The organism is Streptomyces sp. NPDC007896 (assembly GCF_042959425.1).
Lineage (GTDB): Bacteria > Actinomycetota > Actinomycetes > Streptomycetales > Streptomycetaceae > Streptomyces.
Window position 1 is genome coordinate 477,158 of sequence record NZ_JBIBKX010000003.1, and the last position, 24,193, is coordinate 501,350.

Genomic DNA, 24,193 nt, shown 5'->3' on the forward strand with positions numbered 1-24,193 from the left:
TTGCTGCGGAAGGGATGGACTGAGGCTTCCGGGCAGGTGCGACCCGGCTGGCGTGCGCGGCCACGGCCACGGCCACTCACACTCGCGAAAGCGAGAGGCTAGTCGAGCGAGTCGTACAACCGGTTCGTGTCGGCCCGGCCGGCGTCGGGGTCGAGCCTGTGCAGGATGGCCTGGGCGATGTCGGCGAGTTGGGTGACCTGGTCGGGTGTGAGTGCGTCGATTACGTGGTCTCGCACGAAGGTCACGTGGCCTGGGGCGGCCTGTTGCACCTTTTGCCAGCCGGCCTCGGTGAGGCGGGCGTTGGTGGCGCGCCGGTCTGTCGGGCAGGGAGCGCGTTCGAGCAGGCCGCGGCCTTCCAGGCGCTGCACCACGTGGGAGAGTCGGGCGAGGGTGGCCGTGGTGCTCTGGGCGAGCTTGGTCATCCGCATCGTGCGCTCGGGCGCCTCGGAGAGCAGGGCGAGCACGTAGTAGTCGAAGTGCGTCAGTTGAGCGTCGCGTCGTAGTTGGCCGTCCAGGGCCGTCGGCAGCAACTCCAGTACGGCAGCCAGCCGTACCCATGCCGCCACTTGTTCCCGGGTGAGCCATCGCGTGTCCACGCGCACAGTATGTCACCAAAATAGTTGTTGCTACAACTGGATCGATGTGTCATGGTTGTAGCTACAACCTATGGAGGTCGTCATGACGCACATCAGCATCATCGGCACAGGGAACATGGGTCAGGCCCTTGCCGGCCTGGCCGGCAAGGGCGGCAACACCGTGGAACTCATCGGCAGCTCCGACGCGGACAAGGCGGTCACCGGCGACATCGTGGTGCTCGCCGTGCCCTACCCGGCGGTCGAGCAGGTCATCGCCCAGCACGGTGCGCAGCTGGCTGGCAAGGTCGTCGTCGACATCACGAACCCGCTGAACTTCGAGACCTTCGACTCGCTGACCGTCCCGGCCGACAGCTCGGCCGCCGCCGAGATCGCCACCGCGCTGCCCGACTCGCGCGTCGTCAAGGCGTTCAACACCAACTTCGCCGGCGCGCTGGCCACCGGCACGGTCGGCGGGCAGCCGACCACCGTGCTGCTCGCCGGCGACGACGCGGACGCCAAGGCGGTGCTCGCCGGTGTGATCAGTGCCGCCGGTCTGCGCGCCGTGGACGCGGGCGGCCTCAAGCGGGCCCGGGAGCTGGAGGCGGTCGGCTTCCTGCAACTCACCCTCGCCGTCGGCGAGAAGATCTCCTGGACCGGCGGATTCGCCCTCGCCCAGTGATATCACCGCTCGGGGGATGTGCGGCCGACAGTGCCGCCGGCCGCACATTCCCCGAGCGGTCCGGGGCCAACCAGCAACGCTTTCCTGAGCAGTCACAACAAGGAGAATTCCGATGAGCATCGGTCCGGTGCGACTCAACCACGCCGTTCTGTTCGTCGCCGATGTGGCGCGATCCGAGCGGTTCTACACCGCAGTCTTCGGCATGGACGTCGCCGCGCGTGCACCCGGAGGCCGGGCCGTGTTTCTGCGGTTGCCGGGCTCCGCCAACGATCACGATCTCGGCCTCATGGGCGTCGGCCCGTCCGCGCCGCGCAAGCGGCGCGGTGGGATCGGGCTCTACCACCTGGCCTGGCAGGTCGACACCATCGAGGAGCTCCAGCACGCCCGCGAAGTGCTGGCCGAGGTCGGCGCGTACACCGGAGAGTCCAGTCACGGGGGCACAACCAAGAGCGTCTACGGCGTAGACCCCGACGGCAACGAATTCGAGATCATGTGGATGCTCCCGCGCGAGCAGTGGGCCTCGTACGCGACCACCGTGCCCGTCGAACCCCTGGACCTGGCAGTCGAGACCAGCCGCTGGAGCGGCGTACAGACCATCGACGACTTCCGCTGACCGACACACCCTCGGCCGACACGACCAACTGAGCGATTGGTCCGGTGATTTGTGTTTGGTTCCGCGTCGGAGGGCTGCAGAAGGGATGGTCCTCCAATGAGTACCGCCGACATCGACCTGGACGCGCTGCCTCCGCGCACCCTCGTCGCCGAGAGTGGCCAGGTGAGCTTGAGGCAAGATCCGCAGGCTCCGGTCGCACCTTCCCCCCGCGGTCCACGTCGAACCGTGTCAGGCGTCGTTGGATGTCTCAGAACATCGCCTGGATGATCCCCACGGTGCGCTCCAGGTGGGGTTCGGAGCGGTCGGCGCGGTGGGCTACGGCCAGCTCCACGCGTGCGTCCGCCCCGGCGAGCGGCAGGTAGACGACGCCGTCGAGTGCGAGCGCGGTCACCGGCTCCGGCACGACCGCGAGGCCCAGGCCACCGGCCACGAGGGTGACCAGTGTCGAGGTCTCGCCGACCTCGTGGCGGATGTGCGGCTCCACGCCCGCGTCGCGCAGGAGGCCGAGCACGACGTCGTACATCACGGACCGGCGGTCGGCGGAGTGCACGATCAGGTCCGCGCCGGCGAGGTCGGCGATGCGGAGCCTCTTCCGGCGTGCGAGGGGATGCTCGACCGGTACGGCGACGACGAGCCGGTCCCGGCGCAGGGTGTGCGTGGTGAGGGAGAGGTTGGCGGCCACAGGGCGCAGCAGTGCGACGTCGATGGCGCCAGTGCGCAGCGCCTCGACCTGGTCGGGCGCGAGCATCTCGCCGCGGAAAGAGAAGTCGACGCCGGGAAGTTCCTCCGTGAGCCGCCGCGAGAGGGTGGGGATGAGGCTGTAGGTGGCCGAGCCCACACACCCGATCGCAAGGTGGCCCACCGAGCCGGCGGCGACGAGTCGTGCGTGGTGCGCGGCCTCGTCGACATCGGCGAGGATCACGCGCGCGCGTTTCAGGTAGGCCCGGCCGGCCTCGGTGAGGTCGACACGGCGTGTGGTGCGGTGCAGCAGCTCGACGCCGAGCTCGGCCTCAAGCTGCCGGATCTGTTGGGAGAGCGGCGGCTGAGCCATGTGAAGTCGCTCGGCGGCGCGGCCGAAATGACGCTCCTCAGCCACCGCCACGAAGTACCGCAGGTGGCGCAGATCCATATGTCGTCCATATCAATCGGCTCGGATATGCGTACTTCAGAATATCGCGGCCCGGGGCTAGCGTCGCTGCCATGAGTGCTTTCCTGTACGCCGCGACACGCACGCCGTTCGGCCGCTTCAACGGCGCGCTGGCCGGCGTCCGTCCCGACGACCTCGCCGCCGCCGCGATCACCTCGACGCTGGCCCGGGTGCCGGGTCTCGATCCCGCCGCGATCGACGACGTGGTGTGGGGCAACGCCAATGGCGCCGGTGAGGAGAACCGCAACGTCGGCCGCATGGCGGCGCTACTCGCCGGGCTTCCGGTGAGCGTGCCCGGCACCACGATCAACCGGCTCTGCGGCTCAAGCCTCGATGCGGCGATGACGGCCAGCCGAACGATCGAGTCCGGCGACGCCGAGGTGGTGTTGACCGGTGGCGTGGAGTCGATGACACGCGCGCCCTGGGTTCTGCCCAAGTCGGCGAAACCGTTCCCGGTCGGCGACGTCACCGCGGTCTCGACCACGCTCGGTTGGCGGCTGGTCAACCCGCGCATGCCGAAGGAGTGGACGGTCAGCCTCGGCGAGGCCAACGAGCAGCTCCGGGAACGCTTCGGGATCTCCCGCGAGCGGCAGGACGAGTTCGCCGCCCGCTCCCACCAACTCGCCCACGCCGCTTGGGAGTCGGGCTTCTACGACGACCTGGTGACACCGGTCGAGGGCGTCGCCCTGACCCGCGACGAGGGCATCCGGGCCGGATCCACGCCGGAGACGCTGGCAGGGCTCAAGCCGGTCTTCCGCACACCGGAGCAGGGCGGCACCATCACCGCGGGCAACGCCAGCCCGCTCAACGACGGTGCCTCCGCGGTGCTGTTGGGGAGCGAGAAGGCTGCGGCCACGATCGGAGCCGACCCGATCGCCCGTATCGCAGGCCGCGGCGTGATGGCATTGGAGCCGCAGGCCTTCGGTTACGCCCCGGTCGAGGCCGCGAATCGTGCGCTGGCCCGGGCCGGGATCGGCTGGGACCAGGTGGGCGCGGTCGAGCTCAACGAGGCCTTCGCCGTGCAGTCGCTCGCCTGCGTCGACGCGTGGAAGGTCGACCCCGGCATCGTCAATCAGAAGGGCGGCGCCATCGCGATCGGACATCCGCTGGGCGCCTCGGGCGGACGCGTCCTCGCCACGCTGGCCAAGGTGCTCCGTGAGACGAAGCAGCGCTACGGCGTCGCCGCGATCTGCATCGGGGTCGGTCAGGGCCTGGCCGTCGTACTCGAGAACTGCGCTGTCACGGGGGCGGACCGATGAGCCGCGCGGAGATCCTCGAAAGCACCGACGCCGCGGTCGCCGGGATCGAGGACGGCTCCACGATCCTCGTCGGCGGCTTCGGTCTGGCCGGGATGCCGTTCGACCTGATCGAAGCGCTCATCCGGCAGGGCTCGAAGGACCTCACGATCGTGTCCAACAACGCCGGCAACGGCGACGTCGGGCTGGCGGCGCTGCTGGCCGCAGGCAGGGTGCGCAAGGTGCTCTGCTCCTTTCCGCGGCAGGCCGACTCCTGGGTCTTCGACGGCCTGTACCGCGAGGGGAAGATCGAGCTCGAGGTGGTGCCGCAGGGCAATCTCGCCGAGCGGATGCGCGCGGCTGGTGCCGGGATCGGCGCGTTCTACTGCCCGACCGCGGTCGGCACGCCGCTGGCCGAGGGCAGGGAGGAGCGGGAGATCGACGGGCGCAAGTACCTCCTGGAGTACCCCATCAAGGGCGACTACGCGCTGATCGGTGCACACGTCGCGGATACGCTCGGCAATCTCGTCTACCGGAAGACCGCCCGCAACTTCGGACCGGTCATGGCCACGGCCGCGACAACGACCATCGTCCAGGTCGAGCGGGTCGTCCAGCCCGGAGAGCTCGACCCCGAGGCCGTCGTCACCCCGTCCATCTACGTCGACCGGTTCGTCCGGGTCGAGGCCCGCCACTACACCGTCCAGGGGGCACGATGACCACCACGTCAAGCGATCAGGTGCGCGCCGACCGGCTCTCGATGGACGAGCTGGCCGCCGTCATCGCACGCGACATCCCGGCCGGCGCCTTCGTCAACCTCGGCATCGGGCAGCCCACCAAGATCGCCGACCACCTGCCGGCCGACTCCGGGGTGGTACTGCACACCGAGAACGGCATGCTCAACATGGGCCCGAAGGCCGAGGGCGACGCGATCGACTCCGACCTGACCAACGCCGGCAAGGTCCCGGTGACCGAGTTGCCCGGGGCGGCGTACTTCCATCACGCCGACTCCTTCGCGATGATGCGCGGCGGGCACCTCGATGTCTGCGTCCTCGGGGCGTACCAGGTCGCCTTCAACGGCGATCTCGCCAACTGGACCACCGGCAAGCCCGACGACATCCCGGCCGTCGGTGGCGCCATGGACCTCGCCATCGGCGCCAAGGACGTCTACGTGATGATGACCCTCTTCACCCGCTCCGGGGAGCCGAAGCTCGTGCCGCGATGCACCTACCCGCTCACCGGAGTCGGCTGCGTCAGCCGTGTTTACACGGACTGCGGCGTCTTCGATGTCGGACCCGACGGTGTACGACTCCGGGAGACGTACGGTGCCAGCGCTGACGAACTCGCCGAGCGACTCGGCATCACGCTGCCCTAGCGCTTTCCGCGCAGCCCCGTACCTGTCGACGGCCTCGGCGCCATCCCCTTGGGGCGGCTCCGGGGCCGTGAACTGATCGGCGCTACTTTCCGCTGGTGATTTCGGCGTAGGTTGCGCCGGTGACCTTGCCGAGGTCGTAGGTGCCGGTGACCTTGGCGCTGCCGTCATAGTCAAGTAGCCCGTTCCCAGGTTGTAGAGGACGTTTCCGCGAGGGCGCAGCGTGACGTAGATCGTCCCGTCGGGGACCTTGGCGCGCAGCTTCTGCTCCTTGGCGTCGCCGGTCCCGGTGATGTTGTCGGAGTGGATGTCCACGCCCTGCTTGTCGGAGGGCCCTGTTCCGAGCGGGAGGCGGATCTCCGACCTCGTGTACCAGCCGGTGTCCTCCTTGACCACCGACATCTTCGAAACGCCGCCTCCCTGCTTGCCGAAGTCGACGATGAGCACTGGGCATACCATTTGTGAGTATATGGGCGGACTTCCTGGGGGGGGAAGGAGCCGAAGTGACCGCTGACGATGCTGGCCCCGACGACCGCGCTGAGGAGCAGCCTCAGCCGGTGACGTCCGGCTGCCCGGTGACCTGGGAAGAAGGGCCGCGGCGGGAGGGACCGCGGGGCGCGGAGACCATGGAGATGCTGGACCTGGTGCTTCAGCAGGCGACGACGTGCCTGGGTGGCCTGGGAGCCTTGCTGCACCGGTGGGACCCCAATGCCGGTCGGCTGCGCCTAGTGTCGGTCAGCGGGATCGGCTCGGCCAGTGCCGAAGCGTGGGCAGATCTGCATGCTGAGCAGGACGTGGCGCCCGTGCGGGCCGTGCGGGGTGGCGACTTCTTCTGGGTGGCCGGGGACAGCCTGGGCGTCGGGGCGGCCGGCACTGCGGCTGTGCCACTCCTGGGGGTCGAGGGGCCGGTCGGAGTGCTGTCTGTGCTCATGGCGGGGGCGGCTGAACCCGGTGAGGTGCAACGGTCCTTCCTGTGCGCCGTGGCGGGGTGGGCTGTTGGGCGCCTGGGCGGCGGGCCGGGCATACTGCCGGGGGCAGGCCTGGTGGCCGAGGCCGATCGCTCCGTCGGTATGGGTGAGCTGACCGCAACGCTGGCCGAAGCCGTCACCTCCCAGGACGTGGCGGAGGCGTTCGCGAAGCACGTCCTGGCTCCGTTCGGAGCCGATGGGCTGATGTTCACCGTGCTGGAGGGCGGGCGAGTCCATGTGGTCGCCGACATCGGCTACCCACCGGAATTCCTCCAAGCAGTCAGAGACATTCCGGCCTCCGTCAGTGCCCCGGTCCTCGACGTAGTGAGTACCCGTGTTCCCCGGTTCGTCGAATCGAGTGCGGAGTTCTTGCGGCGATATCCGACGATGAGGGGCTTGTGGGAGCTGTCGCCAAAGGAGGCCTGGGCTTTCCTGCCCCTGATGGCGTCCGGACGTGTCTTGGGCATGTGCGCAGTGTCCTTCAGCCATCCACGTTCCTTCGGCGACGGGGAGCGCACCTTGCTGACGGCTCTCGGAGGTCTGGTCGGCCAGGCGCTGGAGCGGGCCCGTCTGTACGACGTGGAGCACGCCCGTGCCCAGGAACTGCAGCGCGGCCTGCTGCCCCGGATGCTGCCTCGCCTGCCTGCCACCAGCGCCGCCGCCCGCTACCTGCCCGCGGGAAGGGACGAAGATGTGGGCGGTGACTGGTACGACTTGATTCCGCTGTCCGCCGACCGGGTCGCCCTGGTGATCGGCGACGTCATGGGGCACGGCATCACTGAAGCGGCCACCATGGGCCGTCTGCGCACCGCTGTACGCACCCTCGCCGACCTCGAAATGTCTCCTGACGAACTTTTCATCCATCTCAACGACCTCGTCAGCGACCTCGGCGAGGACTGCTATGCCACCTGCCTATACGCCGTCTTCGACCCCGTCGCAGGTAGGTGCACCTATTCCCTGGCCGGTCACCCGCCGCCCGTCGTCGTCCACCCCGACGGCACCGTCCACATAGTCGACGTGAGCCCGGACCCGCCGCTGGGCGCCGCCGAACCGCCGTTCGACACTCACCAGCTGGACCTGCCCGACGAGAGCCTCCTCGTCCTGTGCACCGACGGCCTCGTCGAATCGGCCACCCGGGATGTTGATCAAGGATTGGCTCAACTCCGGCACATCGTGTCCCAGGCCGCCGCCAACACCGCGTACTTCGACCCCGCTGACCAGGACAGCGACGTTCGGCGCTTGGAAGATCTGTGCGACACCGTGGTCTCGGCTCTGCTGCCCGACCCTGGGCAGACGAATGACGACGCCGGCCTGCTCATCGTCCACACCCGGTGCACCGCTGCCGGTGATGTCGCCTCCTGCAGTCTCCCGGAGGACCCCCAGGCGGCCGGACAGGCCCGCGCATACGTTCGCGAACACCTCGACGCGTGGGGCTTGGAGTATCTCGTACCCGCCACGGAGCTGCTGGTGAGCGAGCTGGTCGGTAACGTCGTCCGGCACGCCACGGGACCAATCCGCCTGCGCCTGTTGCGTAGCCACTCACTGACCTGCGAGGTTTACGACGGCAGCCTCACGACCCCTCGCATCCGCCGAGCAACCTTCACGGACGAAGACGGACGCGGTTTGCAACTCGTCGCAGCGCTGTCCCAGCGCTGGGGCGCCCGGTATCTCGACGACGGCAAATGCATATGGACAGAGCAGGACATCCCGCACGGGGATGCCTCGGGTGAGCCCGGGCTCGTACATGCCGCTTCGACGGTGTGACCCGAGGCCCGACCCTGGACGGAGCGTCGGGTCGGCAGCCTCCCGGTCGCCTGCGATGATAGGCGGCCCCCGAGACGGCGGATGAGATCACGGTGCCACCTCAGGACCCTGGTCGGCGGGACGATGAGAGGTAACTGCCGCAGCTTCGAGCAGGGGAACGGGCGAGGAGCAACGCCAGGAATGGGGGCCTTCCGTCGGCGTGACGCACAGCCCGTGTGGGCGCGGTGTGTCCCGCGCTGGCCGTGGTTCTCGTGCTGCCGGTCACCACGCACGCCACCAACGACGCCTGGATCCAGCGCGCCCCGCGCTGCGTGCACGCCTGCACGGCCGAGGGCGGATGTCCGGCTGACGGGGGGTCTCAGCCGCGGTCACCGTCGCAGTGGTCGGGGGTGATGGTGTGCAGGATGCGCTGGCCGATGTGGGCGAGCTGTTTGACTTGTGCCTTGGTCAGCGGGTCGAACACCAGGCGGCGCACTTCCGCGACGTGGCCGGGAGCAGTGCTGACGATCTTCTCGTACCCCTCGTCGGTCAGGGTGGCCAGGGTGTAGCGGCCGTCGGCCGGATCGGGCCGGCGATGGGCGTACCCCTTGCGTTCGAGCCGGGCCACGACCTGGGACAGGCGAGAGAGCGAGCCCTCGGCGAACGCGGCGAGCGCGCTCATGCGCAGTTCCCGCTGCGGCGACTCGGACAGCGCCGCCATCACCCCGTACTCGAAATGCGTCAGTCCTTCGTCGCGCAGTTGGGTGTCGAGCGCGTGTTCCAGGCGCCGCATGATGCCGACCAGTCCGAGCCAGGCGCGGCGCTCCTCTTCGTCGAGCCAGCGGGGTGCCTCGTCAGCGGGGGTGTTCGTCATGCCCTCCAATGTACCGACGGTTCACGCTTGAAGTGAATCCACCTCGTCATGACTTGAAGCTTGAAGTCAATGCCGCTACTTTTCAGTTAACGCTTTAAGTGACTGCCCGGGCTTCCGAGCAGCGTCGAAGCCTTGAGGAGTTCCTCCATGAAGCTGCTTGTCCTCGGTGCCACCGGTGCCACCGGACGCCTGGTCGTCGACCAGGCCCTGGCCGCGGGCCACTCCGTGCGCGCGCTCGTCCGCTCACCCGAGAAGCTGGATGCTCGGCCCGGCCTCGACGTGGTTGCCGGGCAGGCCACCGACGCCGGTGACGTCACGCAGGCCATGTCGGGCGTCGGCGCGGTGATCAGCACGCTCGGCGCCACCGGCGGATCCGTCATCACCGACGCCACGCAGGCCGTCATCTCCGGAGCCGCCACCACGGGTGTCAGCCGGTTCGTGGAGCTGTCCTCCTTCGCCGTGCTGCGCGAGCGCCTGAGCGGACCCGCCAAGCTCATGTCCAGCACGGTCATGGGCGCCATGGTCAAGGACAAGGCGGCCGCCGAGGACGCGCTGCGCGCCAGCGACCTCGACTACACCCTCGTCCACGCCGTCCGCCTCACCAACGGCCCTGCCACCGGCGTTATCAAGCTGCTGCCCGGGTCAGCCACCCTGCGCATGGGGGACACCATCAGCCGTGCCGATGTCGCCGCCTGGATCCTCACCGCGCTCACCGACAACACCACCAGCCGCCGCTCCGTCGCGATAGCCGGCTGACCCGCCCCGCTTCCCCGCCCCGTCCCCAGTTGATCCGGAGAAACACCATGAGCCACCAGCTCGCCGCCCGCCCCGCCCGCCCCAGCGGTCTCGTCGTCACCGGCGGTCTGATCGGCACGGCTGCCGTCGCCGTCGCTGTCAATGCCGTCGTCGCCGCGATAGCTCACGCCGCCGGTGCCTCGGACGACTTCCAGCCCCTCCAGCTGTCCGCCTACGCACCCCTCACCGTCTTCGGCGTTCTGGCCTCCGCTGCCGCCTGGGCGATCATCCGCGCGCGCTCGGCACGCCCGGACCGGGTGCTGCGCACCCTCGTGCCCGTCGTCCTGATCGTCAGCCTGATCCCGGACATCATGGTCGGTGTCTCCGACAGCCGGCCCGGCACCAGCTGGGGTGCCGTCACCGCCTTGATGGTCATGCACGTCGTCGTCACCGCCGTTGCCGTCCCCGCCTACCGGCGACTCCTGTCCCTCCCCGCCACCCAGGACTGACATCCCGCTGGGGCGCAGGCCCTCACCACGGTCGTACAGCACCCAGGTGGCGCCGCACGACCGGGCAGGCCGACCCCGACATCAAGGAAATACGTTTGTCCGGGGCCGAGTCGAGCAACTCTCCTGCCCCATTCCCTCATGCCCCACCTCTCGCGCAGCCGTATCTGCGCCCTTTCGAGAAAAGTGTGATGACCCATATGGAAATCTCCATAACAGTCCCCACGGCCACCCTCCTGAAGAGGCAGTCCACACGTGCGGCGGTGATCGCCGCGGCGGCCGTCCTCGTCTCGGCGCCGTACGCGTCCGCAGCGACACAGCAGGCGTCCTCCAAGCCGGTCGTCGCCGACGTGAGAACTCTCGCCGCATTGGACTTCACCGCCGGCGACTCCCCGGAGAACATCGCTGTCAACCCTGACAACTCGTTGACCGTCTCCACGCTGGGCGGGCACACCGCAGCGGGCGAGCGCCCGGCACTGTTGCGGATCGACCCGTCCGGGCGCACCACGGTGATCGTGGCCGGGCAGCAGGGCGACGCATTCAGCGGCATCGCGGTCGGTCGCGACGGCACCACCTATTACAACGTGGCCTCCGACGACGTCTCCCGGGCCGGCGTATGGAAGCTGCCCCCGGTCGGCGCCCCTCGCCGCGTCGCCGCCCTGCCCACCGACGGACTCCCCAACGGCCTGGCCCTCGACCCCGCCGGGCGCACCCTGTACGCGACCGACAGCACCAAGGGCACCGTCTGGGCCGTCCCGGCCTCCGGCGGAAAGGCGACTCCCTGGCTGACCGACCCCGCCCTCGCGCCCGACCCGTCCATCCCGTTCGGCTCGAACGGGGTCCGCTTCCACAGGGGCGCCGTCTGGGTTTCCAACACCGCGAAGGGCACCCTGCTGCGGATCCCGGTCACCGCCACCGGCGCCCCCGGCCGAATCCACACCGTGGCCGGCGGCCTCACCGGCGTCGACGACTTCAACTTCCTCAGCGACCGCTCCGACGTGGTGTTCGCGGCGCTGAACGGCGTCAACCAGGTCGCGGTCGTCCACCCCGACGGGACCACCGAGACCGTCCTGACCGCCTCGGACGGCCTCGCTTCACCCACCTCCATCGCGGTACGCGGAAACCGGCTCTACATCACCGACGCCGGTTTCGCCGAGCCCCACGACGCGAAGGTGCAGCGCGGAACGGTCAACCCCGCCGTACTGAACTGCGGCCCGGCCTCCTGAACCCGTCGCTGCCGGGACCGGCAGCGGTGCCTGTTACGGATTCCAGCAACCAGGGGCAGCAGAATCCGGTGATCACAATGAGCGACCGGAAGTGACCGGGGTCCGATCGAAGATTGGCGCTCATACAGCTCCACGTGCCCCCATAGGGCGGTCCGCCTCCTCCTCGGTGACCAGTAAGACAAGGACAGGTCGGCGTGGTCGCGCGGTGGGCCTTCTGGAAGCGGCGAACGGCCGGACGGCTGCGGAGCGGGCTTGTGGCTCCATGGGATCGGGCGGGTGGCGCGATGACGCTCGTCAGTCCCTCACTTCTCATCGGTGGTGCAATGGGCCCGTCGGCAGGCTCGCGGTGATGTGCGGATCGGTGCCTGCCGACCGGTCCAGGTGGGCGCGCGGTTCTATATCTGCCTCAGGCGCTTGAGGTCCGCGTGCTCAGCCGACGGCGTCCTCCGCAGCGTCCGTGCCGACCTGATGGGCGGCTGAGGGGGGGGAGCCCTTCGTCCTCGGCGACGCCGATCCCGGCGCCTGCCGCGCCGATGAGGTCGAACAGCTCGTCGTCGTCCAGTGCCTGTGGCTCCTGTTCCTCGGTCACCAAGGCTCCTCTCCTCTCGTGGTCGAGGGCAGCCCCGTCCCTGCCGCGACCTGTCCTTCTGGTATCGGAGGAGCCTTCAGGGCAGCACGCTCAGCGCTGCGTCAGCGGGACCAGCACAAGCCAGGCTCTTCACAGCGGCCGTTCCTTCACGCCACGTTGCTCGACACCACGAAGCGTGAAGAACGGCCGCCCTGCTGTCTCACGAAACAGCCAAGATCAGAAGGTCAGTTGACCCGGCGAGGTCGCACAGAAGGCAGAGACCAGGGCGCCGGGTCATAACTCTTGACGACGATCGACTCCGGAACCCGACTTTCCAGGTCGTCCACATCCGAGGTGAAGACGGTGACCTGTCCCTTCCGCTGTCGTGCGATGACGGCGAGCACCGCGCTGATCGCGTACTTGTGGCATGCGGCTTGGCGTCGGCCAGGAGACGCCGGGCCTGGGGGCCCAGTCCTTGGAAAGGGGTTGGTCTCTGCCGCGGTCCCGGAGCGCAGACCGACCGGAAGGAAGGTCCCAGTCGCTGGGCGGTCCGCGCGGTGACCGGCCGTTCGCCGAACATCGCCGGGGCGCCGCTGAGAAAGGTGGACCAGAAGTGCCTCAATATTATCTGCGAGTCACATCGGTGATGTCCGGCTCCAGGCTCGAACTCACTCCGCCGCAGCGCGCCCAGCTCCTCCAACAGGTCAACGGGGCGTCGACGCCGCAGGCGCGCGTGCTGCGCTGCCATATCGTGTTGGCCTTGGCGGATGGCGTGGCACGGGCCGAGGTTGCCCGCAGGTACGAGGTCTCCGTGCCGACTGTGGACAAGTGGGCTGGGCGATACGCGGCGGAAGGACTGACGGGCCTGTGGGACCGCCCCAGGCCAGGGGCGCCCCGTCGGATCGAGGACAAGACGATCGCCGAGGTGCTCCACATAACCCGTCACGAGCCACCACCGGTCGGTAAGAGCTGGTCCAAACGGACGCTTGCCCTTCGGGCCGGGCTCTCGGCCTCCACTGTGGCGCGTATCTGGCGTGCCCATGGCATCACGCCGGGTGCCGGCGCCCGGCCCGCTGCACCTGTGGCTGACGACGCCACAGGCGGTGGCCCGCCAACCGTCATGGTGAGGGCGATCTATGTGAACAAGGCGCTCTCCGTCCTCGCGTTGTGCAGAACCATGAACGCGATGGCCATGTCCAGCCTTGTTGCTTCTCTTTCGGAGAACCGCCCGGTGAAACCGTCCGCCGATCCGGACGACGGAGCCGAACCACTTTCCGCCGCCCTCGCTTCCCTCGCCGATCGGAAGCCGTCCTCCGGTGGCCGCTCGACCCCCGGCTTCACGGCCTTTCTGCAGCGACTGGCGACGACCAGGCCGACGGACACCGACCTGGACCTGGTCTGCTACGCGAGCAACCCTGCCACCTTGATGGCGCTGCACCGCTGGCAGTTCGAGCAGCCCCGACTACACGTGCATCTGACGCCGACCCACAAGGTGTGGTTACAAGTGCTGCAGGACGCATGCGCCTGGACGGACCTGCACGGTCCCCGACCGGCGCCACCGCAGACCCTGGCCGCGATCGACATGGCGCTGCGGGCGTGGCGGCGCAGGCGCAGCATGGACCCGTTCGTCTGGGACCACCGCGAGGGGTCTGATCCAACAGTTTGAGGACTCAAGGATTTACGGTCCGGCCGGCGCGGCCAGTCCGGTGAACCTTCCTAGGCTGCGCCCATGACTTCTGACAACGCGTCATTGCGCGCTCACGAGGCTGGCGAACCGGCATCGGACCACGACACCGCGCAGCCTCAGTCCACCGCGCCTGCCACGCACAGCACGCCGACCAGGAAGATGGGTCGCCGCACAGTCCTGGCAGCGCTGGGGATCGGCGCCACCGGTCTGGGACTGGAGGCCACCAGCCTCCCCAAGGCGGGTGCGTCCGCTCCTGCGTCCGCCACACCGGCGGCGTTCGCGCAGCCCTCCTGCGTCCTGAGCCCCGAGTTGATCGCAGGGCCGTACTTCGTCGATGAGGATCTGATCCGGCGCAACATCGTCGAGGATCGCCAGGGAGTGCCCCTGGATCTGCGGATCACCATCGTGGACGGCACCAAGTGCACGCCGATCGCCGGGGCAGAGGTGGATATCTGGCACTGCGACGCGGGAGGCTGGTATTCGGGACACCTGGACATCAGTCCCGACCTCCCGGCCCCGACCACGGATCACATCGAGCCGACCGACCCCTCCAGGTTCCTTCGAGGGCTGCAGATCACCAACCGGCGCGGTGAAGTGGGGTTCCGCTCCATCTACCCGGGCTGGTACTACGGGCGAACGATCCATATCCACCTCACGGTGCACGTCGAGGGGCAGGAGGTGCACACGGGCCAGCTGTACTTCCCCGAGGAGATCAGCAGCAAGGTCGCCCTCATGGAGCCGTACGTGCAGCACACCGGCACCAAGCGGGTCACCAACCAGGAGGACGTCCTTTTCCGCGACGTGGGCGGCGAGCAGACCACCCTGGATGTCCGGCCGCTCCGGCCGGGCCGACCGGAGCTCGGCTACGTAGCGTCGATCACGGCCGGAGTCAGCCCCGGGCAGACTCGGGAACCGTCCTCCGAACGGGCGGCCTGACGTCCGGCCGGAACCCCTTGTGAGGCCGGCTGACCTGCCGGGTGTGCACAACAATCGGCCCTGCCGAAGCTGCGACGGCGGCCCGCTGAGTCCCGTTCGAGACCGGATCACGTAGGACGCGAGCGAGGGAGCGCGCGCAGGCATGACAGAGTCCCGCATCCTGCGTCCATGGGTGCGGGAGTCTGCTCTGTGCAACGAACGTAGGCGGTCTCACGGTCAGGTCCGGGGCGCCTCCCCGCTCGCCCGGCCTTGTCAGCGACCGGAGCCTGCGGAACTCGGCTCGAGCTCATTTGGCCACTCTCGACGACGAGGGTGTGCGGATGCAGCGCGTCGAGGCCGATGTCGGCGGTGCTTGTTTATGGACCATCCTTTCTGCAGCCCTCACGAGTAGGTTGTGGCCTCTCCGTCCCGGGGTCCCGGCGGGTACACGGGGCACGGGCAACCGCGCCCGCCGCAAGGCCCTGACCCTCGTCACGTGCCGCGAAAGGTGCACAACGCCGAGTGGCAACCGGACAGCGCGTCGGCACGCGACGCCCGGAGTGACGATGAGGCGCACGATGCCGTGAGTCGGAGGTGAGCCACGGAGGTGGCAACGGAGCGCGGCTGATGTCGTCGTAGCGCCGTGGTGTGTCAGGCGTTCCAGGGGTCCGATCGCAGGTGGCGGTCGAAGAAGCGCTCGATCAGCGCGGGAGTCAGCCGCACGGAGTTCTCGGCGTCCGGGAAGTGCGAGGACCGCACCGTGGCCGTCATGGGGTTCAGTTCCCAGGCGCCGGTGTTGAGGAGGCCGTGGTCGGCGCCGTGCACCAGCAGAAGATGGGACTCGGCGCCCGCGGCGACCAGGGTGTCGTGGAGGCGGCGGCTCTGGGCGGGGCCGATGAGCAGGTCGGCGTCGCCGTGCAGGAGCAGCACGGGCGGCACCCGCGGGTGGGCCTGCCGGGCCGGGCTGGCCTCAACCGCGGCGGCGGCATGGTCCGACGGCGGGCCGCCCAGCAGACCCCACGCCGGATCGGAGTGATCCACGCCCAGCATTCCACCGGGCAGCGCGTCCTCATTGAGCCGGAGCAGGTCGCTCGGGGGATAGCCCGCCACCACCGCGCGTACGCCGGACGCCGCGGGGGAGCCTTCGGCGTCGGTGGCGAAGGCCGTGAGCAGGGCGAGGTGTGCGCCGGACGAGCTGCCCCACAGGCCGATCGACGCCGGGTCCAGGCCGTGGGTGTCCGCGAGGTCGTGCAGGTGGCCCAACGCGGCCTGGACGTCGTGCAGTTGCGCGGGCCAGACGGCGGCCTCGGAGGAGCGGTACTCGATGTCCGCCATGGCGTATCCGCGTTCGGCGAACAGCCGGGGCAAGTGGGGGCCGTAGCCCCGGCGTTGATGGCGCCAGCCGCCACCGGGCAGCCATACGATCACGGGGGTGGGGACCGTCGCGGACGACGTCGGCAGGTACAGATCCATCCGCAGGTCCGCGCCCGGTGCCACGTCGTACGCGATGTCGCGCACCACCCGGACGGGAGTCGGGGCGACCTTCTCGGGCGGGAGCGGTGCCTGGCTGAGTCCATCCATGAAGCGGCCCATGACGGCGGCGTTGTTCGCCGTCACCGCCGTCGGGTCGGAGGTGTGCGGCTGCTGTGAGGTCTCACTGGTCACCGGCTGGTCCTGTCCTGGTCACGGCGAGAAGGGGGAGGGTGCGACGCTTGTGTTCGCGGTGTTCGTCGAGCCGTTGCCGGTAGTGCGGTGCGAGCCTGTCCGGGGTCCAGTCGAAGTCGTCCGCCAGCCGCACATCCACCGCGGAGACACCGGCCAGAGCCGTGAGCCGGACCTGGGCCTCGGTCGCGAACGAGCCGATGAGCACGCAGCTCGGCTCGGTCACGCCGACGGTGACCGCGATGCGCTGGCCGCCGGCGCCGTCGTCCTGCACACGAATGTCACCGACGAGTCCCATGTCGTCGAGTCCGGCGGGGACTCCCGCGGTGATGCTGCACGGATCGACGATCTCGTTGAGCGTCGCGCGGACCTGAGCTTCCGTGACGGTCATCGGGCACCGGCCAGTACGTCGTCGACCGGGGCGATGCGTCCGCCCCAGGGCTCCTGGAGTTCGGTGGTGTCGAACTCGTCGCCGCGGATGCGCTCGCGGAGGTCCTTCTCGTCGATGCCGTGCATCCGCAGGAAGTTGCGGCCGAGGATGTTGGCCTTGATCTCCTTGGTGAGCGCGGGCATCCCGTACTCCTCGATCAGGTCACGGGGCATCTCGAAGTTCCAGAACGCATCGATCGCCGGCCGGGGGTGGACGGCGTCGCAGCCGGTCGCCCAGATGATCCGCTCGGCGGCACCGGCCTGCAGGAAGGCACCCATCGCCTGGGCGAAGCGGCGGGGCGCGTAGACCGCCATGAACGACGTGGCCTCCAGGTTGACCCATATGTTGCGGAAGGACTCCAGCTGAAGGGCCGTCTCCTCGACGAAGGCCATGCCGCCGTGGACGACCTCGAAGGTGAGGTCGGGGAAGGCCAGCGCGGCGGCTTCCACGTCGCTCATCCCGAGGGCGGAGGTCGGCCCGGGGCCGACCGGGAGGGCCTTGTGGATGGCCACGACCTTCAGGCCGTGCTGCTGGGCCCGCTCCAGCAAAGGGAAGCAGATCTCCGGGTCACCCATGTCCAGCGCGGTCACGCGGCCCTCGACGACGTCGATCGGATAGAGCTTGAGGGCGTTGACGCGGTGTTTTTCCACCAGCTCGTCCACCCGGTCCAGGGCGCCGGGGCGCAGCGGGGACACTGCGCCGTAGATGAGCACGCGCTCCGGCCACATCTCGCGCATCTCGAGGCCGACGCTCAGCGCCGAGCCCCCGTCCCGGAAGTGGCCGTAGATGGGCGTCTCGTGGTAGGCGATCACGTCGGTCTGGCTCTCCGCGAGCAGGGCCCGGCCGATGATGTCCGCGCCCGCGCCCTGCATGTAGGTGGAGCGTTCGAGGGTGTACTCGGGGCCGCTGACCCGCTTGTGCAGGCCGTAGAGGTGCTCGGCGATGGCCGCCCCGATGTGCGGGTTGACGCAGTTCTCGCGCCGGAAGTTGTAGTTGTGGGCCACGCCCTCGACGACGAGGAAGTCCTCGATCACGGTTGTTCTCCTTTGGTGTCACGGGTGGCAGGGGCGCTCACGCGACCAGGTCCTTCAGGCCTTCCAGGGCGCGGGAGGCGAGTCGCTCGTCGGTCTCGGCGTCGGCTCCGCCGACGCCGACGGCACCGATGACCTCGCCGTCGTCTACGGTGATGGGCACCCCGCCCGGTACGGCGAGGAGGCCGGCGTCGACGAGGTGCACGGGCGCGACGGCCATCGCGGGTGACGCGGCGAAGGCGGCGAACTTCGAGGTCGGCACGCCGGTGACGGCGGCGGTGTAGGCCTTGCGGCGCGCGGTCTCGATCCCGATGGGGCCGACTCCGTCGTCGCTGAGCAGCACCTTGGTGACGCCGCTGCGGTTGACGACCGCCACGCAGATCCGCGCCCCCTCGGCCCGGGCCGCCTCCAGCGCGGCCTCGGCCGCCCCGTACGCGATGGCGTACGGCAGCGGTTCCCTCATCCCGCGGTCCTCTCATGGAGCGGGGCGCCGGAGGCTGCCGGGATCCCGCGGATCAGGTCGGAGGCCTTCTCCGCCACGGCGATGACGGTGGCGTTGATGTTCGCGCCGGGCACGGTCGGCAGCACCGACGCGTCGACGACACGCAGCCCGTCGATGCCGCGCACCCGCAGCTCGGGGTCGACGACCGCGGTCTCGGAGGTGCCGATGGCGCACGTGCCGCAGGCGTGGTTGGCGGAATAACCGGTCTCGCGCAGATAACGCTCGAAGTCGGCGTCGGTGCGCACGTCGGGGCCCGGTGCGAGCTCCACCCTGATCATCGGGGAGACCTCAGAGCTGCGCAGGAGGGCCAGCGTGGTGCGCACGGTCTCGCGCAGCGCGGCGACGTCCTCCGGCTCGGTGAGCAGGTTGAACGTGATCCGCGGCGGGGCGGCCGGATCGGCGGAGCCAAGCCGGACCTCACCGCGGCTGCGCGGGGTCGCGACGGCGTTGAGGGCCACGCAGTGCCGGTTCTTCAGCGGCCGGATGCCGGGGAACCACGGCCGGGCGTCGAAACCGCCGCCCAGGATGCCGAGGAACCCGTCGGGACGGTCCAGGTCGGGGCGGGTGCGAATGTACGCGGAGAGGAACTCGGGCATCCCGGCCAGCGGACCGTTCCCGGTGAGCAGCCAGCGGAGCGCGCCCACCGCCGCGCGGTCGACGCGCAGGTGCTCGTGGAAGGTCACCGGATCCTTCACATCGAACAGCACGGGAGCCGCCGGGTGGTCCTGGAGGTTGGCGCCGACGCCGGCCAGGTCCGCCACCGGTTCGATGCCGTGCTCGCGCAGGTGATCCGCCGGTCCGATGCCCGAACGCATCAGCAGCTGCGGCGAGTTGTAGACACCCGCGCAGACCACGACCTCGCGGGCCGCCCGGATCACCCGGCTCAGTCCGTCCTTCACGACGCGGACGCCCGTGACGCGTCCCCGGTCGAGCGCGAGCGTGTCCACCAGCACCCCGGTGAGCAGGGTGAGGTTGGGGCGTTGCCGCAGGGCGGGGCGCAGGTACGCGGCGGCGGTGCTGTGCCGCCGTCCGCGGTGGATGGCGTTCTCGACCTGGCCTGCTCCGGTGGGGTCCCCGCTCTGGGTGTCGTCGGGGAACTCGATGCCCAGCGATCGGGCGGCGCGGTCCAGACGGCGGCCGAAAGGACCTCGTCGGACCGTGGTCGACACGGTCACGGGGCCGTACCCGCCGTGGTGCTCGGTGTCCCCGCGCCAACTGCTCTCCGAGCGGCGGAAGTACGGCAGCAGGTCGTCCCAACCCCAGCCCGTCGCACCGGACTTGACCCAGTCGTCGTAGTCGAGGCGATGCGCACGGACATGGGTCGAGCCGTTGATCGATCCGGTGCCGCCGACCAGTCGGCCACGCGGGACCGGGATACGCCTGCCGTCCAGGCCCGGCTCGGGCTCCGACTCGTAACCCCAGCTGATGTCCTTGCGTCCCGACAGCAGCCCGACCCCGAGGGGCAGCTGAACGAGCAGGCCGCGGTCCGCGGGCGGGCCGGCCTCGATCAGCAGCACCCGTGTCCCGGTGTCCGCGGACAGGCGCGCGGCGAGGACGCAGCCGGCCGTACCCGCACCGACGACGACGTAGTCGTACTCGGCGCCCTGCCCGGCGCTCATACGGAGGGTCCTGCGGTGGTTCCGGACATCTCGTCTCCTTCGGCTCTGGAGCGAACGCGCGCTGAAGGAGCTGCGGAAAATCGCGGGGAGGCGGTTGCCGGCTCGGCACGTTCTCAGGTGTTGTCGCGAGGTGTGGCGGAGTCCGTGAGCGGGTCATCACCTCGGTGCCGGGTCACCGTAACAAGGGCGTCCGGCGATCCGACAGGGGTCTGCAAGTAATTCATCAAAGCAGGTCGGAGCCATTGACAGTTTTTCATCAGAGCCGTACAACGGCATGAACGCCTCAGGGGCACACATCGCTCGCGGTGCCCGTCCGTCCCTGTCCGAGCGTGCCGGAAGAGCCGCCGCACGCTCGTGTCACAACGCCTCGCGACAGCGCGAAGCAGCCTCGACCGCGGGCTGTCCGACCCTCGAACGGCCCTCGTACCCGCGTCCCCACTGCCTCAACGCCGAGGAGATGGTCCACATGACCGACACGACCGTGCCCGACACGGGAACCGGCTACGGCCGTAACCCCTCCTCCCACGACGCCCGCCTGACCGAGGTCGGCCCCGGCACCCCGATGGGCGAGGCGCTGCGCCGCCACTGGCAGCCGATCGCCAGCTCCACCGCTCTGACCAGCGACGTTCCGCACCGCGTGCGCCTGCTGGGCGAGAACCTGATCGTCTTCCGGGACGGCCAGGGCCGCCCCGGCGTCGTCTTCGAGCGGTGCGCGCACCGCGGCAGCAGCCTCTTCTACGGCCGCATCGAGGAGGATGGCATCCGCTGCTGCTACCACGGCTGGAAGTTCGACGTGCAGGGCCACTGCTTGGACCAGGCCTGCGAAATCGACGGCGGCAAGCGACGCAATCTCGCACGTCAGCCGTGGTATCCGGTGGAGGAGGCCTACGGCCTGGTCTTCGTCTACATGGGCCCGCCCGAGCTCAAGCCCCCGCTGCCGCGCTACGACAGCCTCGAACCCCTGGGCGAGGGCGAGAGCTACCACACCAGCTGGATGGTGCCCGGCGCCGAGGTCATCGGCCTGGAGCAGGACTACAACTGGCTCCAGCTGTTCGAGAACGCCGTCGACCCCGTGCACGCGGCGTGGCTGCACTCCAACCACAGCGGGTTCCAGTTCCAGGGCACCGGCACGACCGGTTTCCCCGAGCACTACTACGACCACCGCACCGCCGCCGAGCGCACCACGTACCACCGCACCGACAACGGCGTGAAGTACATCTGGCGCTACCAGGACGCCAAGGGCGAGGGCGGTGCGCCCGTCGACCTGGAGTGGTCGGTGGAGTGCATGCTGCCCAACATCATCGCGCTGCCCGACTTCATCCGCTCGACCCCCGACGTCCGCAACGACATGCTGATCTGGGTCGTCCCCGCTGACGACACCCACCACCGACTGGTCTTCTCCGTCCGCTCCGCCGACTCCGAGCGGGCCACGTCCTTCATGTTCGGCATCAAACAGAACGGCAAGGACGGCTGGCTGCTGAGCGAGGAGGAGAAGCAGCGCTTCCCCGGCGACTACGAGGCCCAGTGGTCGCAGGGCCCCATCACCCAGCACTCCGAAGAGACCCTGGCGCCGTCCGACAAGGGTGTCGTCATGCTCCGGCGCATGCTGCGCGCGATGCTGGACGACGTCGAGGCCGGACGCACCCCGCTCGGCGTCGCCACCCCCGGCGAGCCGGTCCGCCGTGTGGAAGCAGGCCTCTTCACCCGGCCGGAGACGCCCACGAGGACGGACCGGGCGGCAGCGCCCACGGCGGCAGGGGCGTGACCGAAGCGTGAGCACCACCTGGACGGACGCGGTCGTCGTGGCCCGGTACGACGCCACGCCGAGAATCGCGGTCTTCGACCTAGCCCGGGCCGACGGCGACGAGCTGTGGGAGTACGAGCCCGGCGCCCACATCGATGTGACTGTCGGTACGGCGGGACTGATCCGGCAGTACTCCCTGTGCGGACCGCCGGACATCCGCAAGCAGTACCGGATCGCGGTCCTCGACGAGCCCGCCTCGCGCGGCGGTTCACGCGCCATGCACGCCCTCGCAGAGGGCGACACCCTGCGCATCGCTGCACCGCGCAACCGCTTCGGCCTGACGTCCGCGCGCCGGCACGTGCTTCTCGCGGGCGGCATCGGCATCACCCCGCTGCTGTCGATGGCCCAGAGCCTCGACGCCACCGGCGGCGACTACCACCTGCACTACTGCGCCCGCAGCCGGAGCGAGGCCGCCTTCCTCGCCGACCTGGAGAACCACCCGCGGGTCACCCTTCACTTCGACGATGAGCCCCCGGAGCAACGCCTGGATCTGGGAAGCGACTTGGGGAACCCTGCTCCCGGGACCGCGGTCTACGTCTGCGGCCCCGGCGGGTTCATGGACTACGCGCTGGGGCGGGCGGCCGAGCTCGGATGGCCCGCGTCCGCCCTGCACAAGGAGCGCTTCAGCGCCTCGCCGACGGTCGCGGCCGAGCCCGGTGGGGGAGGGGAGGGCGGATTCACCGTGCGCCTGTCCTCCACGGGAGCGGAGTACCTCGTTCCCGAGGACCAGAGCGTCCTGGACGTCCTGCTGGCGAACGGCGTCGATGCGCCCAACTCGTGCGGACAGGGCATCTGCGGCGAGTGCATCGTGCGGGTGCGAGCCGGTGAGCCCGACCACCGGGACGACGTCCTGACCGACGAGGAGCGCGGGGAGGGGCTGTTCACCCCGTGCTCGTCCCGGTCGAAGTCCTCGATCCTGGAGCTGGAGCTGTGACCGGCTCAGCGACAGAGGCGCCCGTGGCGAAAGACCTCGCCGTCTCCGCCCCCGTCCCTGCCTCCGCTCCCGCCACGGTTGAGGAGGCCGAGGCCGCCTGGCGCGCGGCACAGACCCTTCCGGACCCGGAACCGGCGCTCCGCGTCCTGATGCGTCCCGACTGCGTGATCGTGCACTCTGCGGTGGGCTACATCCACGGCGTGGACGACTGGCTGCGATACGCGGCACGCCTGGGCCGCACCAGCCAGGTGGACACCCATGACGTGACCGTCCAGCGCTTCGGCGCCACGGCCGTGGTCAGCTGTCTCCAGGACATGCGGGTCGCCTTCGTGCCCGAGCTGACTCCGTTCGTCATCCAGGCCGCCGTCACCCGGGTCTGGGCGCGCTCCCCGGCGGGCGGCTGGCAGCTGGCGCACCTCCAGATGGCCCGGCGGCTGCCGCCCGGCTGAGCGGCGTACGGATTCCCGGAACCCGGGGATCCGGTGGTCGTCAGTCCTGGGGCTCGCCGTCCGCCGGCGGGTCCTCGTCCTGTGTCTCCTGTGTCTCCCGTGTCGCTGTTGTGGCTTCGGAGAGTGCGGAGACGATCCGGCCCACTTGCTCCGCGTAGTGGTCGATGAACTCTGGTGATTCGGGGTCCTGTTGGCCGAGTTCACGGGCGATCCATGGGATGGCCACCGGAGCGATCGAGGCGGCGAAGAAGACAAGGGCCACGGCCCCCACGTCGAGGTCGCTGCGGAATTCACCGCGTGCCTGTCGCTCGCGGAGTTCCTCGACGTGCTTGAACAGCTCGGCGGCCCGCTCGTCCTCGGCGGGTGGGCGCGTGCCGGGCTCTTCGCGCGTCAGCGTGTGCACCCACGCGGGGTCCTCATGCGCCCAGTGGACGTAGCGCCGCGCGGCATCCGCGAAGGTGCGGGCCTGGCTGACGCGCATGGACTCCTCGAGCCACTGCTCGCTCAGCGCCTCGTACAGCCCGCGTTTGCCCCCGAAGTAGTAGGTGATCAGCTGATGGCTGACGCCGGCCGACTCCGCGATCCGCACGACCCGGGCCCCGTCGAAACCGTGGGCGGCGAACTCCGCGCCGGCGGCGGCCAGAATGGCCCGCCGGGTGCCCACCGGGTCGCGCTGACGACCGGGATCATCGGGGTGCCTCCGGCGCTGCTGCCTGCCGGACGCCGCTCCCGACTTTCCTGATGCCGTCTCTTCCCCTGTCACATGGACGACCTTACCGGCGGCCTTGTTGGACAAAGCACCTACCTGCGGCGACCGTTGTCGGCACCGCCGCGCCAATGGTCATGGGTGGGCGAGGCAGTGCCTGTTTCGCGAGGAGGATGTCGCAGCGCACCTGGCTCTCCACGTGCCGTCGATGACGCG

The 24,193-nt window shown here is 69.6% G+C and carries 24 protein-coding genes; 14 read left to right on the forward strand and 10 right to left on the reverse strand.

Annotated elements, in window-relative coordinates; genetic code table 11:
- Nucleotides 1–98: 98 nt before the first annotated feature.
- Complete coding sequence (locus ACFZDJ_RS13440) at nucleotides 99–596, reverse strand: MarR family transcriptional regulator (protein WP_391058615.1); 498 nt, start codon at nucleotides 594–596, stop codon at nucleotides 99–101.
- An 82-nt stretch (nucleotides 597–678) separates the two neighbouring features.
- On the opposite strand from ACFZDJ_RS13440, the gene ACFZDJ_RS13445 reads away from it, so the two are divergent.
- Nucleotides 679–1,254: an NAD(P)-binding domain-containing protein gene (locus ACFZDJ_RS13445; RefSeq protein ID WP_391058618.1), complete on the forward strand. Its 576-nt coding sequence runs from the start codon at nucleotides 679–681 to the stop codon at nucleotides 1,252–1,254.
- A 112-nt stretch (nucleotides 1,255–1,366) separates the two neighbouring features.
- Complete coding sequence (locus tag ACFZDJ_RS13450; protein ID WP_391058620.1) at nucleotides 1,367–1,867, forward strand: VOC family protein; 501 nt, start codon at nucleotides 1,367–1,369, stop codon at nucleotides 1,865–1,867.
- 247 nt (nucleotides 1,868–2,114) lie between these two features.
- Here the strand turns inward: ACFZDJ_RS13450 and ACFZDJ_RS13455 are convergent, their stop codons facing one another.
- Nucleotides 2,115–2,996 (reverse strand): LysR substrate-binding domain-containing protein, encoded by an 882-nt coding sequence (locus tag ACFZDJ_RS13455; RefSeq protein ID WP_391058623.1) that lies wholly within the window; start codon nucleotides 2,994–2,996, stop codon nucleotides 2,115–2,117.
- A gap of 71 nt (nucleotides 2,997–3,067) precedes the next feature.
- Between ACFZDJ_RS13455 and ACFZDJ_RS13460 the strand changes: the two genes are divergently transcribed.
- From ACFZDJ_RS13460 to ACFZDJ_RS13475, 4 genes are all read left to right on the forward strand, one after another.
- On the forward strand, nucleotides 3,068–4,273 hold the full coding sequence (locus ACFZDJ_RS13460; protein WP_391058626.1) for an acetyl-CoA C-acyltransferase: 1,206 nt from the start codon (nucleotides 3,068–3,070) through the stop codon (nucleotides 4,271–4,273).
- Nucleotides 4,270–4,965, forward strand: a complete 696-nt coding sequence (locus tag ACFZDJ_RS13465; RefSeq protein WP_391058629.1) for a 3-oxoacid CoA-transferase subunit A — start codon at nucleotides 4,270–4,272, stop codon at nucleotides 4,963–4,965. Before ACFZDJ_RS13460 ends, ACFZDJ_RS13465 begins: the two co-directional genes overlap by 4 nt.
- On the forward strand, nucleotides 4,962–5,621 hold the full coding sequence (locus tag ACFZDJ_RS13470; protein WP_391058632.1) for a 3-oxoacid CoA-transferase subunit B: 660 nt from the start codon (nucleotides 4,962–4,964) through the stop codon (nucleotides 5,619–5,621). The genes ACFZDJ_RS13465 and ACFZDJ_RS13470 overlap by 4 nt, the downstream gene beginning before the upstream one ends.
- Before the next feature lie 500 nt (nucleotides 5,622–6,121).
- The gene (locus ACFZDJ_RS13475; protein WP_391058635.1) at nucleotides 6,122–8,350 is read left to right on the forward strand and encodes a SpoIIE family protein phosphatase; all 2,229 of its coding nucleotides are present in this window, start codon (nucleotides 6,122–6,124) and stop codon (nucleotides 8,348–8,350) included.
- A gap of 358 nt (nucleotides 8,351–8,708) precedes the next feature.
- On the opposite strand, the gene ACFZDJ_RS13480 is transcribed toward ACFZDJ_RS13475, so the two are convergent.
- Nucleotides 8,709–9,203 (reverse strand): MarR family transcriptional regulator, encoded by a 495-nt coding sequence (locus ACFZDJ_RS13480; RefSeq protein WP_391058638.1) that lies wholly within the window; start codon nucleotides 9,201–9,203, stop codon nucleotides 8,709–8,711.
- 147 nt (nucleotides 9,204–9,350) lie between these two features.
- Between ACFZDJ_RS13480 and ACFZDJ_RS13485 the strand changes: the two genes are divergently transcribed.
- The 3 genes from ACFZDJ_RS13485 to ACFZDJ_RS13495 all read left to right on the forward strand — a co-directional run bounded on the left by ACFZDJ_RS13485 (nucleotide 9,351) and on the right by ACFZDJ_RS13495 (nucleotide 11,670).
- Nucleotides 9,351–9,959 (forward strand): NAD(P)H-binding protein, encoded by a 609-nt coding sequence (locus ACFZDJ_RS13485; protein ID WP_391058640.1) that lies wholly within the window; start codon nucleotides 9,351–9,353, stop codon nucleotides 9,957–9,959.
- 47 nt (nucleotides 9,960–10,006) lie between these two features.
- The gene (locus tag ACFZDJ_RS13490; RefSeq protein WP_391058643.1) at nucleotides 10,007–10,447 is read left to right on the forward strand and encodes a DUF6069 family protein; all 441 of its coding nucleotides are present in this window, start codon (nucleotides 10,007–10,009) and stop codon (nucleotides 10,445–10,447) included.
- 188 nt (nucleotides 10,448–10,635) lie between these two features.
- On the forward strand, nucleotides 10,636–11,670 hold the full coding sequence (locus ACFZDJ_RS13495) for an SMP-30/gluconolactonase/LRE family protein (RefSeq protein ID WP_391058646.1): 1,035 nt from the start codon (nucleotides 10,636–10,638) through the stop codon (nucleotides 11,668–11,670).
- Nucleotides 11,671–12,076: 406 nt separating this feature from the next.
- Here ACFZDJ_RS13495 and ACFZDJ_RS13500 read toward each other — a convergent pair whose 3' ends face one another.
- Nucleotides 12,077–12,259, reverse strand: coding sequence for a hypothetical protein (locus ACFZDJ_RS13500; RefSeq protein WP_391058649.1), 183 nt, complete (start codon nucleotides 12,257–12,259; stop codon nucleotides 12,077–12,079).
- A 625-nt stretch (nucleotides 12,260–12,884) separates the two neighbouring features.
- Here ACFZDJ_RS13500 and ACFZDJ_RS13505 point away from each other — a divergent pair.
- Nucleotides 12,885–13,904: a helix-turn-helix domain-containing protein gene (locus ACFZDJ_RS13505; protein ID WP_391058652.1), complete on the forward strand. Its 1,020-nt coding sequence runs from the start codon at nucleotides 12,885–12,887 to the stop codon at nucleotides 13,902–13,904.
- 63 nt (nucleotides 13,905–13,967) lie between these two features.
- The gene (locus tag ACFZDJ_RS13510; protein WP_391058655.1) at nucleotides 13,968–14,861 is read left to right on the forward strand and encodes an intradiol ring-cleavage dioxygenase; all 894 of its coding nucleotides are present in this window, start codon (nucleotides 13,968–13,970) and stop codon (nucleotides 14,859–14,861) included.
- Between the two features lie 630 nt (nucleotides 14,862–15,491).
- Here ACFZDJ_RS13510 and ACFZDJ_RS13515 read toward each other — a convergent pair.
- From ACFZDJ_RS13515 to ACFZDJ_RS13535, 5 genes are read right to left on the reverse strand one after another with little or no spacing between them, the layout of a single operon-like run.
- A complete protein-coding gene (locus ACFZDJ_RS13515) occupies nucleotides 15,492–16,505 on the reverse strand; it encodes an alpha/beta hydrolase fold domain-containing protein (protein WP_391058658.1) in 1,014 nt (337 codons plus the stop codon).
- Complete coding sequence (locus ACFZDJ_RS13520; protein ID WP_391058661.1) at nucleotides 16,495–16,893, reverse strand: metal-sulfur cluster assembly factor; 399 nt, start codon at nucleotides 16,891–16,893, stop codon at nucleotides 16,495–16,497. The genes ACFZDJ_RS13515 and ACFZDJ_RS13520 overlap by 11 nt, the downstream gene beginning before the upstream one ends.
- Complete coding sequence (locus ACFZDJ_RS13525) at nucleotides 16,890–17,966, reverse strand: amidohydrolase family protein (protein WP_391058663.1); 1,077 nt, start codon at nucleotides 17,964–17,966, stop codon at nucleotides 16,890–16,892. Before ACFZDJ_RS13525 ends, ACFZDJ_RS13520 begins: the two co-directional genes overlap by 4 nt.
- A 37-nt stretch (nucleotides 17,967–18,003) precedes the next feature.
- Complete coding sequence (locus ACFZDJ_RS13530) at nucleotides 18,004–18,426, reverse strand: heme-binding protein (protein WP_391058666.1); 423 nt, start codon at nucleotides 18,424–18,426, stop codon at nucleotides 18,004–18,006.
- Nucleotides 18,423–20,084, reverse strand: a complete 1,662-nt coding sequence (locus ACFZDJ_RS13535) for a GMC family oxidoreductase N-terminal domain-containing protein (protein WP_391058669.1) — start codon at nucleotides 20,082–20,084, stop codon at nucleotides 18,423–18,425. The genes ACFZDJ_RS13530 and ACFZDJ_RS13535 overlap by 4 nt, the downstream gene beginning before the upstream one ends.
- A 466-nt stretch (nucleotides 20,085–20,550) precedes the next feature.
- Between ACFZDJ_RS13535 and ACFZDJ_RS13540 the strand changes: the two genes are divergently transcribed.
- Genes ACFZDJ_RS13540 through ACFZDJ_RS13550 form a run of 3 tightly spaced genes read left to right on the forward strand, consistent with a single transcriptional unit; the run spans nucleotide 20,551 to nucleotide 23,271 of the window.
- Nucleotides 20,551–21,849 carry a Rieske 2Fe-2S domain-containing protein gene (locus tag ACFZDJ_RS13540; protein WP_391058672.1) on the forward strand — a complete coding sequence of 433 codons (1,299 nt, stop codon included), beginning with the start codon at nucleotides 20,551–20,553 and terminating at the stop codon, nucleotides 21,847–21,849.
- A 7-nt stretch (nucleotides 21,850–21,856) separates the two neighbouring features.
- Nucleotides 21,857–22,822, forward strand: a complete 966-nt coding sequence (locus ACFZDJ_RS13545; RefSeq protein WP_391058675.1) for a 2Fe-2S iron-sulfur cluster-binding protein — start codon at nucleotides 21,857–21,859, stop codon at nucleotides 22,820–22,822.
- A 23-nt stretch (nucleotides 22,823–22,845) separates the two neighbouring features.
- Nucleotides 22,846–23,271, forward strand: coding sequence for a DUF4440 domain-containing protein (locus tag ACFZDJ_RS13550; RefSeq protein ID WP_391058679.1), 426 nt, complete (start codon nucleotides 22,846–22,848; stop codon nucleotides 23,269–23,271).
- Between the two features lie 40 nt (nucleotides 23,272–23,311).
- On the opposite strand, the gene ACFZDJ_RS13555 is transcribed toward ACFZDJ_RS13550, so the two are convergent.
- Nucleotides 23,312–24,034: a TetR family transcriptional regulator gene (locus tag ACFZDJ_RS13555; RefSeq protein WP_391058681.1), complete on the reverse strand. Its 723-nt coding sequence runs from the start codon at nucleotides 24,032–24,034 to the stop codon at nucleotides 23,312–23,314.
- Between the last annotated feature and the right edge of the window lie 159 nt (nucleotides 24,035–24,193).

Bases quoted from the DNA above. Each gene is read 5' to 3' on its own strand.
- ACFZDJ_RS13445 (WP_391058618.1), top strand. From the start codon at position 679: ATGACGCACATCAGCATCATCGGCACAGGGAACATGGGTCAGGCCCTT.
- ACFZDJ_RS13450 (WP_391058620.1), top strand. From the start codon at position 1,367: ATGAGCATCGGTCCGGTGCGACTCAACCACGCCGTTCTGTTCGTCGCC.
- ACFZDJ_RS13455 (WP_391058623.1), bottom strand. From the start codon at position 2,996: ATGGATCTGCGCCACCTGCGGTACTTCGTGGCGGTGGCTGAGGAGCGT.
- ACFZDJ_RS13460 (WP_391058626.1), top strand. From the start codon at position 3,068: ATGAGTGCTTTCCTGTACGCCGCGACACGCACGCCGTTCGGCCGCTTC.
- ACFZDJ_RS13465 (WP_391058629.1), top strand. From the start codon at position 4,270: ATGAGCCGCGCGGAGATCCTCGAAAGCACCGACGCCGCGGTCGCCGGG.
- ACFZDJ_RS13470 (WP_391058632.1), top strand. From the start codon at position 4,962: ATGACCACCACGTCAAGCGATCAGGTGCGCGCCGACCGGCTCTCGATG.
- ACFZDJ_RS13480 (WP_391058638.1), bottom strand. From the start codon at position 9,203: ATGACGAACACCCCCGCTGACGAGGCACCCCGCTGGCTCGACGAAGAG.
- ACFZDJ_RS13485 (WP_391058640.1), top strand. From the start codon at position 9,351: ATGAAGCTGCTTGTCCTCGGTGCCACCGGTGCCACCGGACGCCTGGTC.
- ACFZDJ_RS13490 (WP_391058643.1), top strand. From the start codon at position 10,007: ATGAGCCACCAGCTCGCCGCCCGCCCCGCCCGCCCCAGCGGTCTCGTC.
- ACFZDJ_RS13495 (WP_391058646.1), top strand. From the start codon at position 10,636: ATGACCCATATGGAAATCTCCATAACAGTCCCCACGGCCACCCTCCTG.
- ACFZDJ_RS13505 (WP_391058652.1), top strand. From the start codon at position 12,885: ATGTCCGGCTCCAGGCTCGAACTCACTCCGCCGCAGCGCGCCCAGCTC.
- ACFZDJ_RS13510 (WP_391058655.1), top strand. From the start codon at position 13,968: ATGACTTCTGACAACGCGTCATTGCGCGCTCACGAGGCTGGCGAACCG.
- ACFZDJ_RS13520 (WP_391058661.1), bottom strand. From the start codon at position 16,893: ATGACCGTCACGGAAGCTCAGGTCCGCGCGACGCTCAACGAGATCGTC.
- ACFZDJ_RS13530 (WP_391058666.1), bottom strand. From the start codon at position 18,426: ATGAGGGAACCGCTGCCGTACGCCATCGCGTACGGGGCGGCCGAGGCC.
- ACFZDJ_RS13535 (WP_391058669.1), bottom strand. From the start codon at position 20,084: ATGAGCGCCGGGCAGGGCGCCGAGTACGACTACGTCGTCGTCGGTGCG.
- ACFZDJ_RS13540 (WP_391058672.1), top strand. From the start codon at position 20,551: ATGACCGACACGACCGTGCCCGACACGGGAACCGGCTACGGCCGTAAC.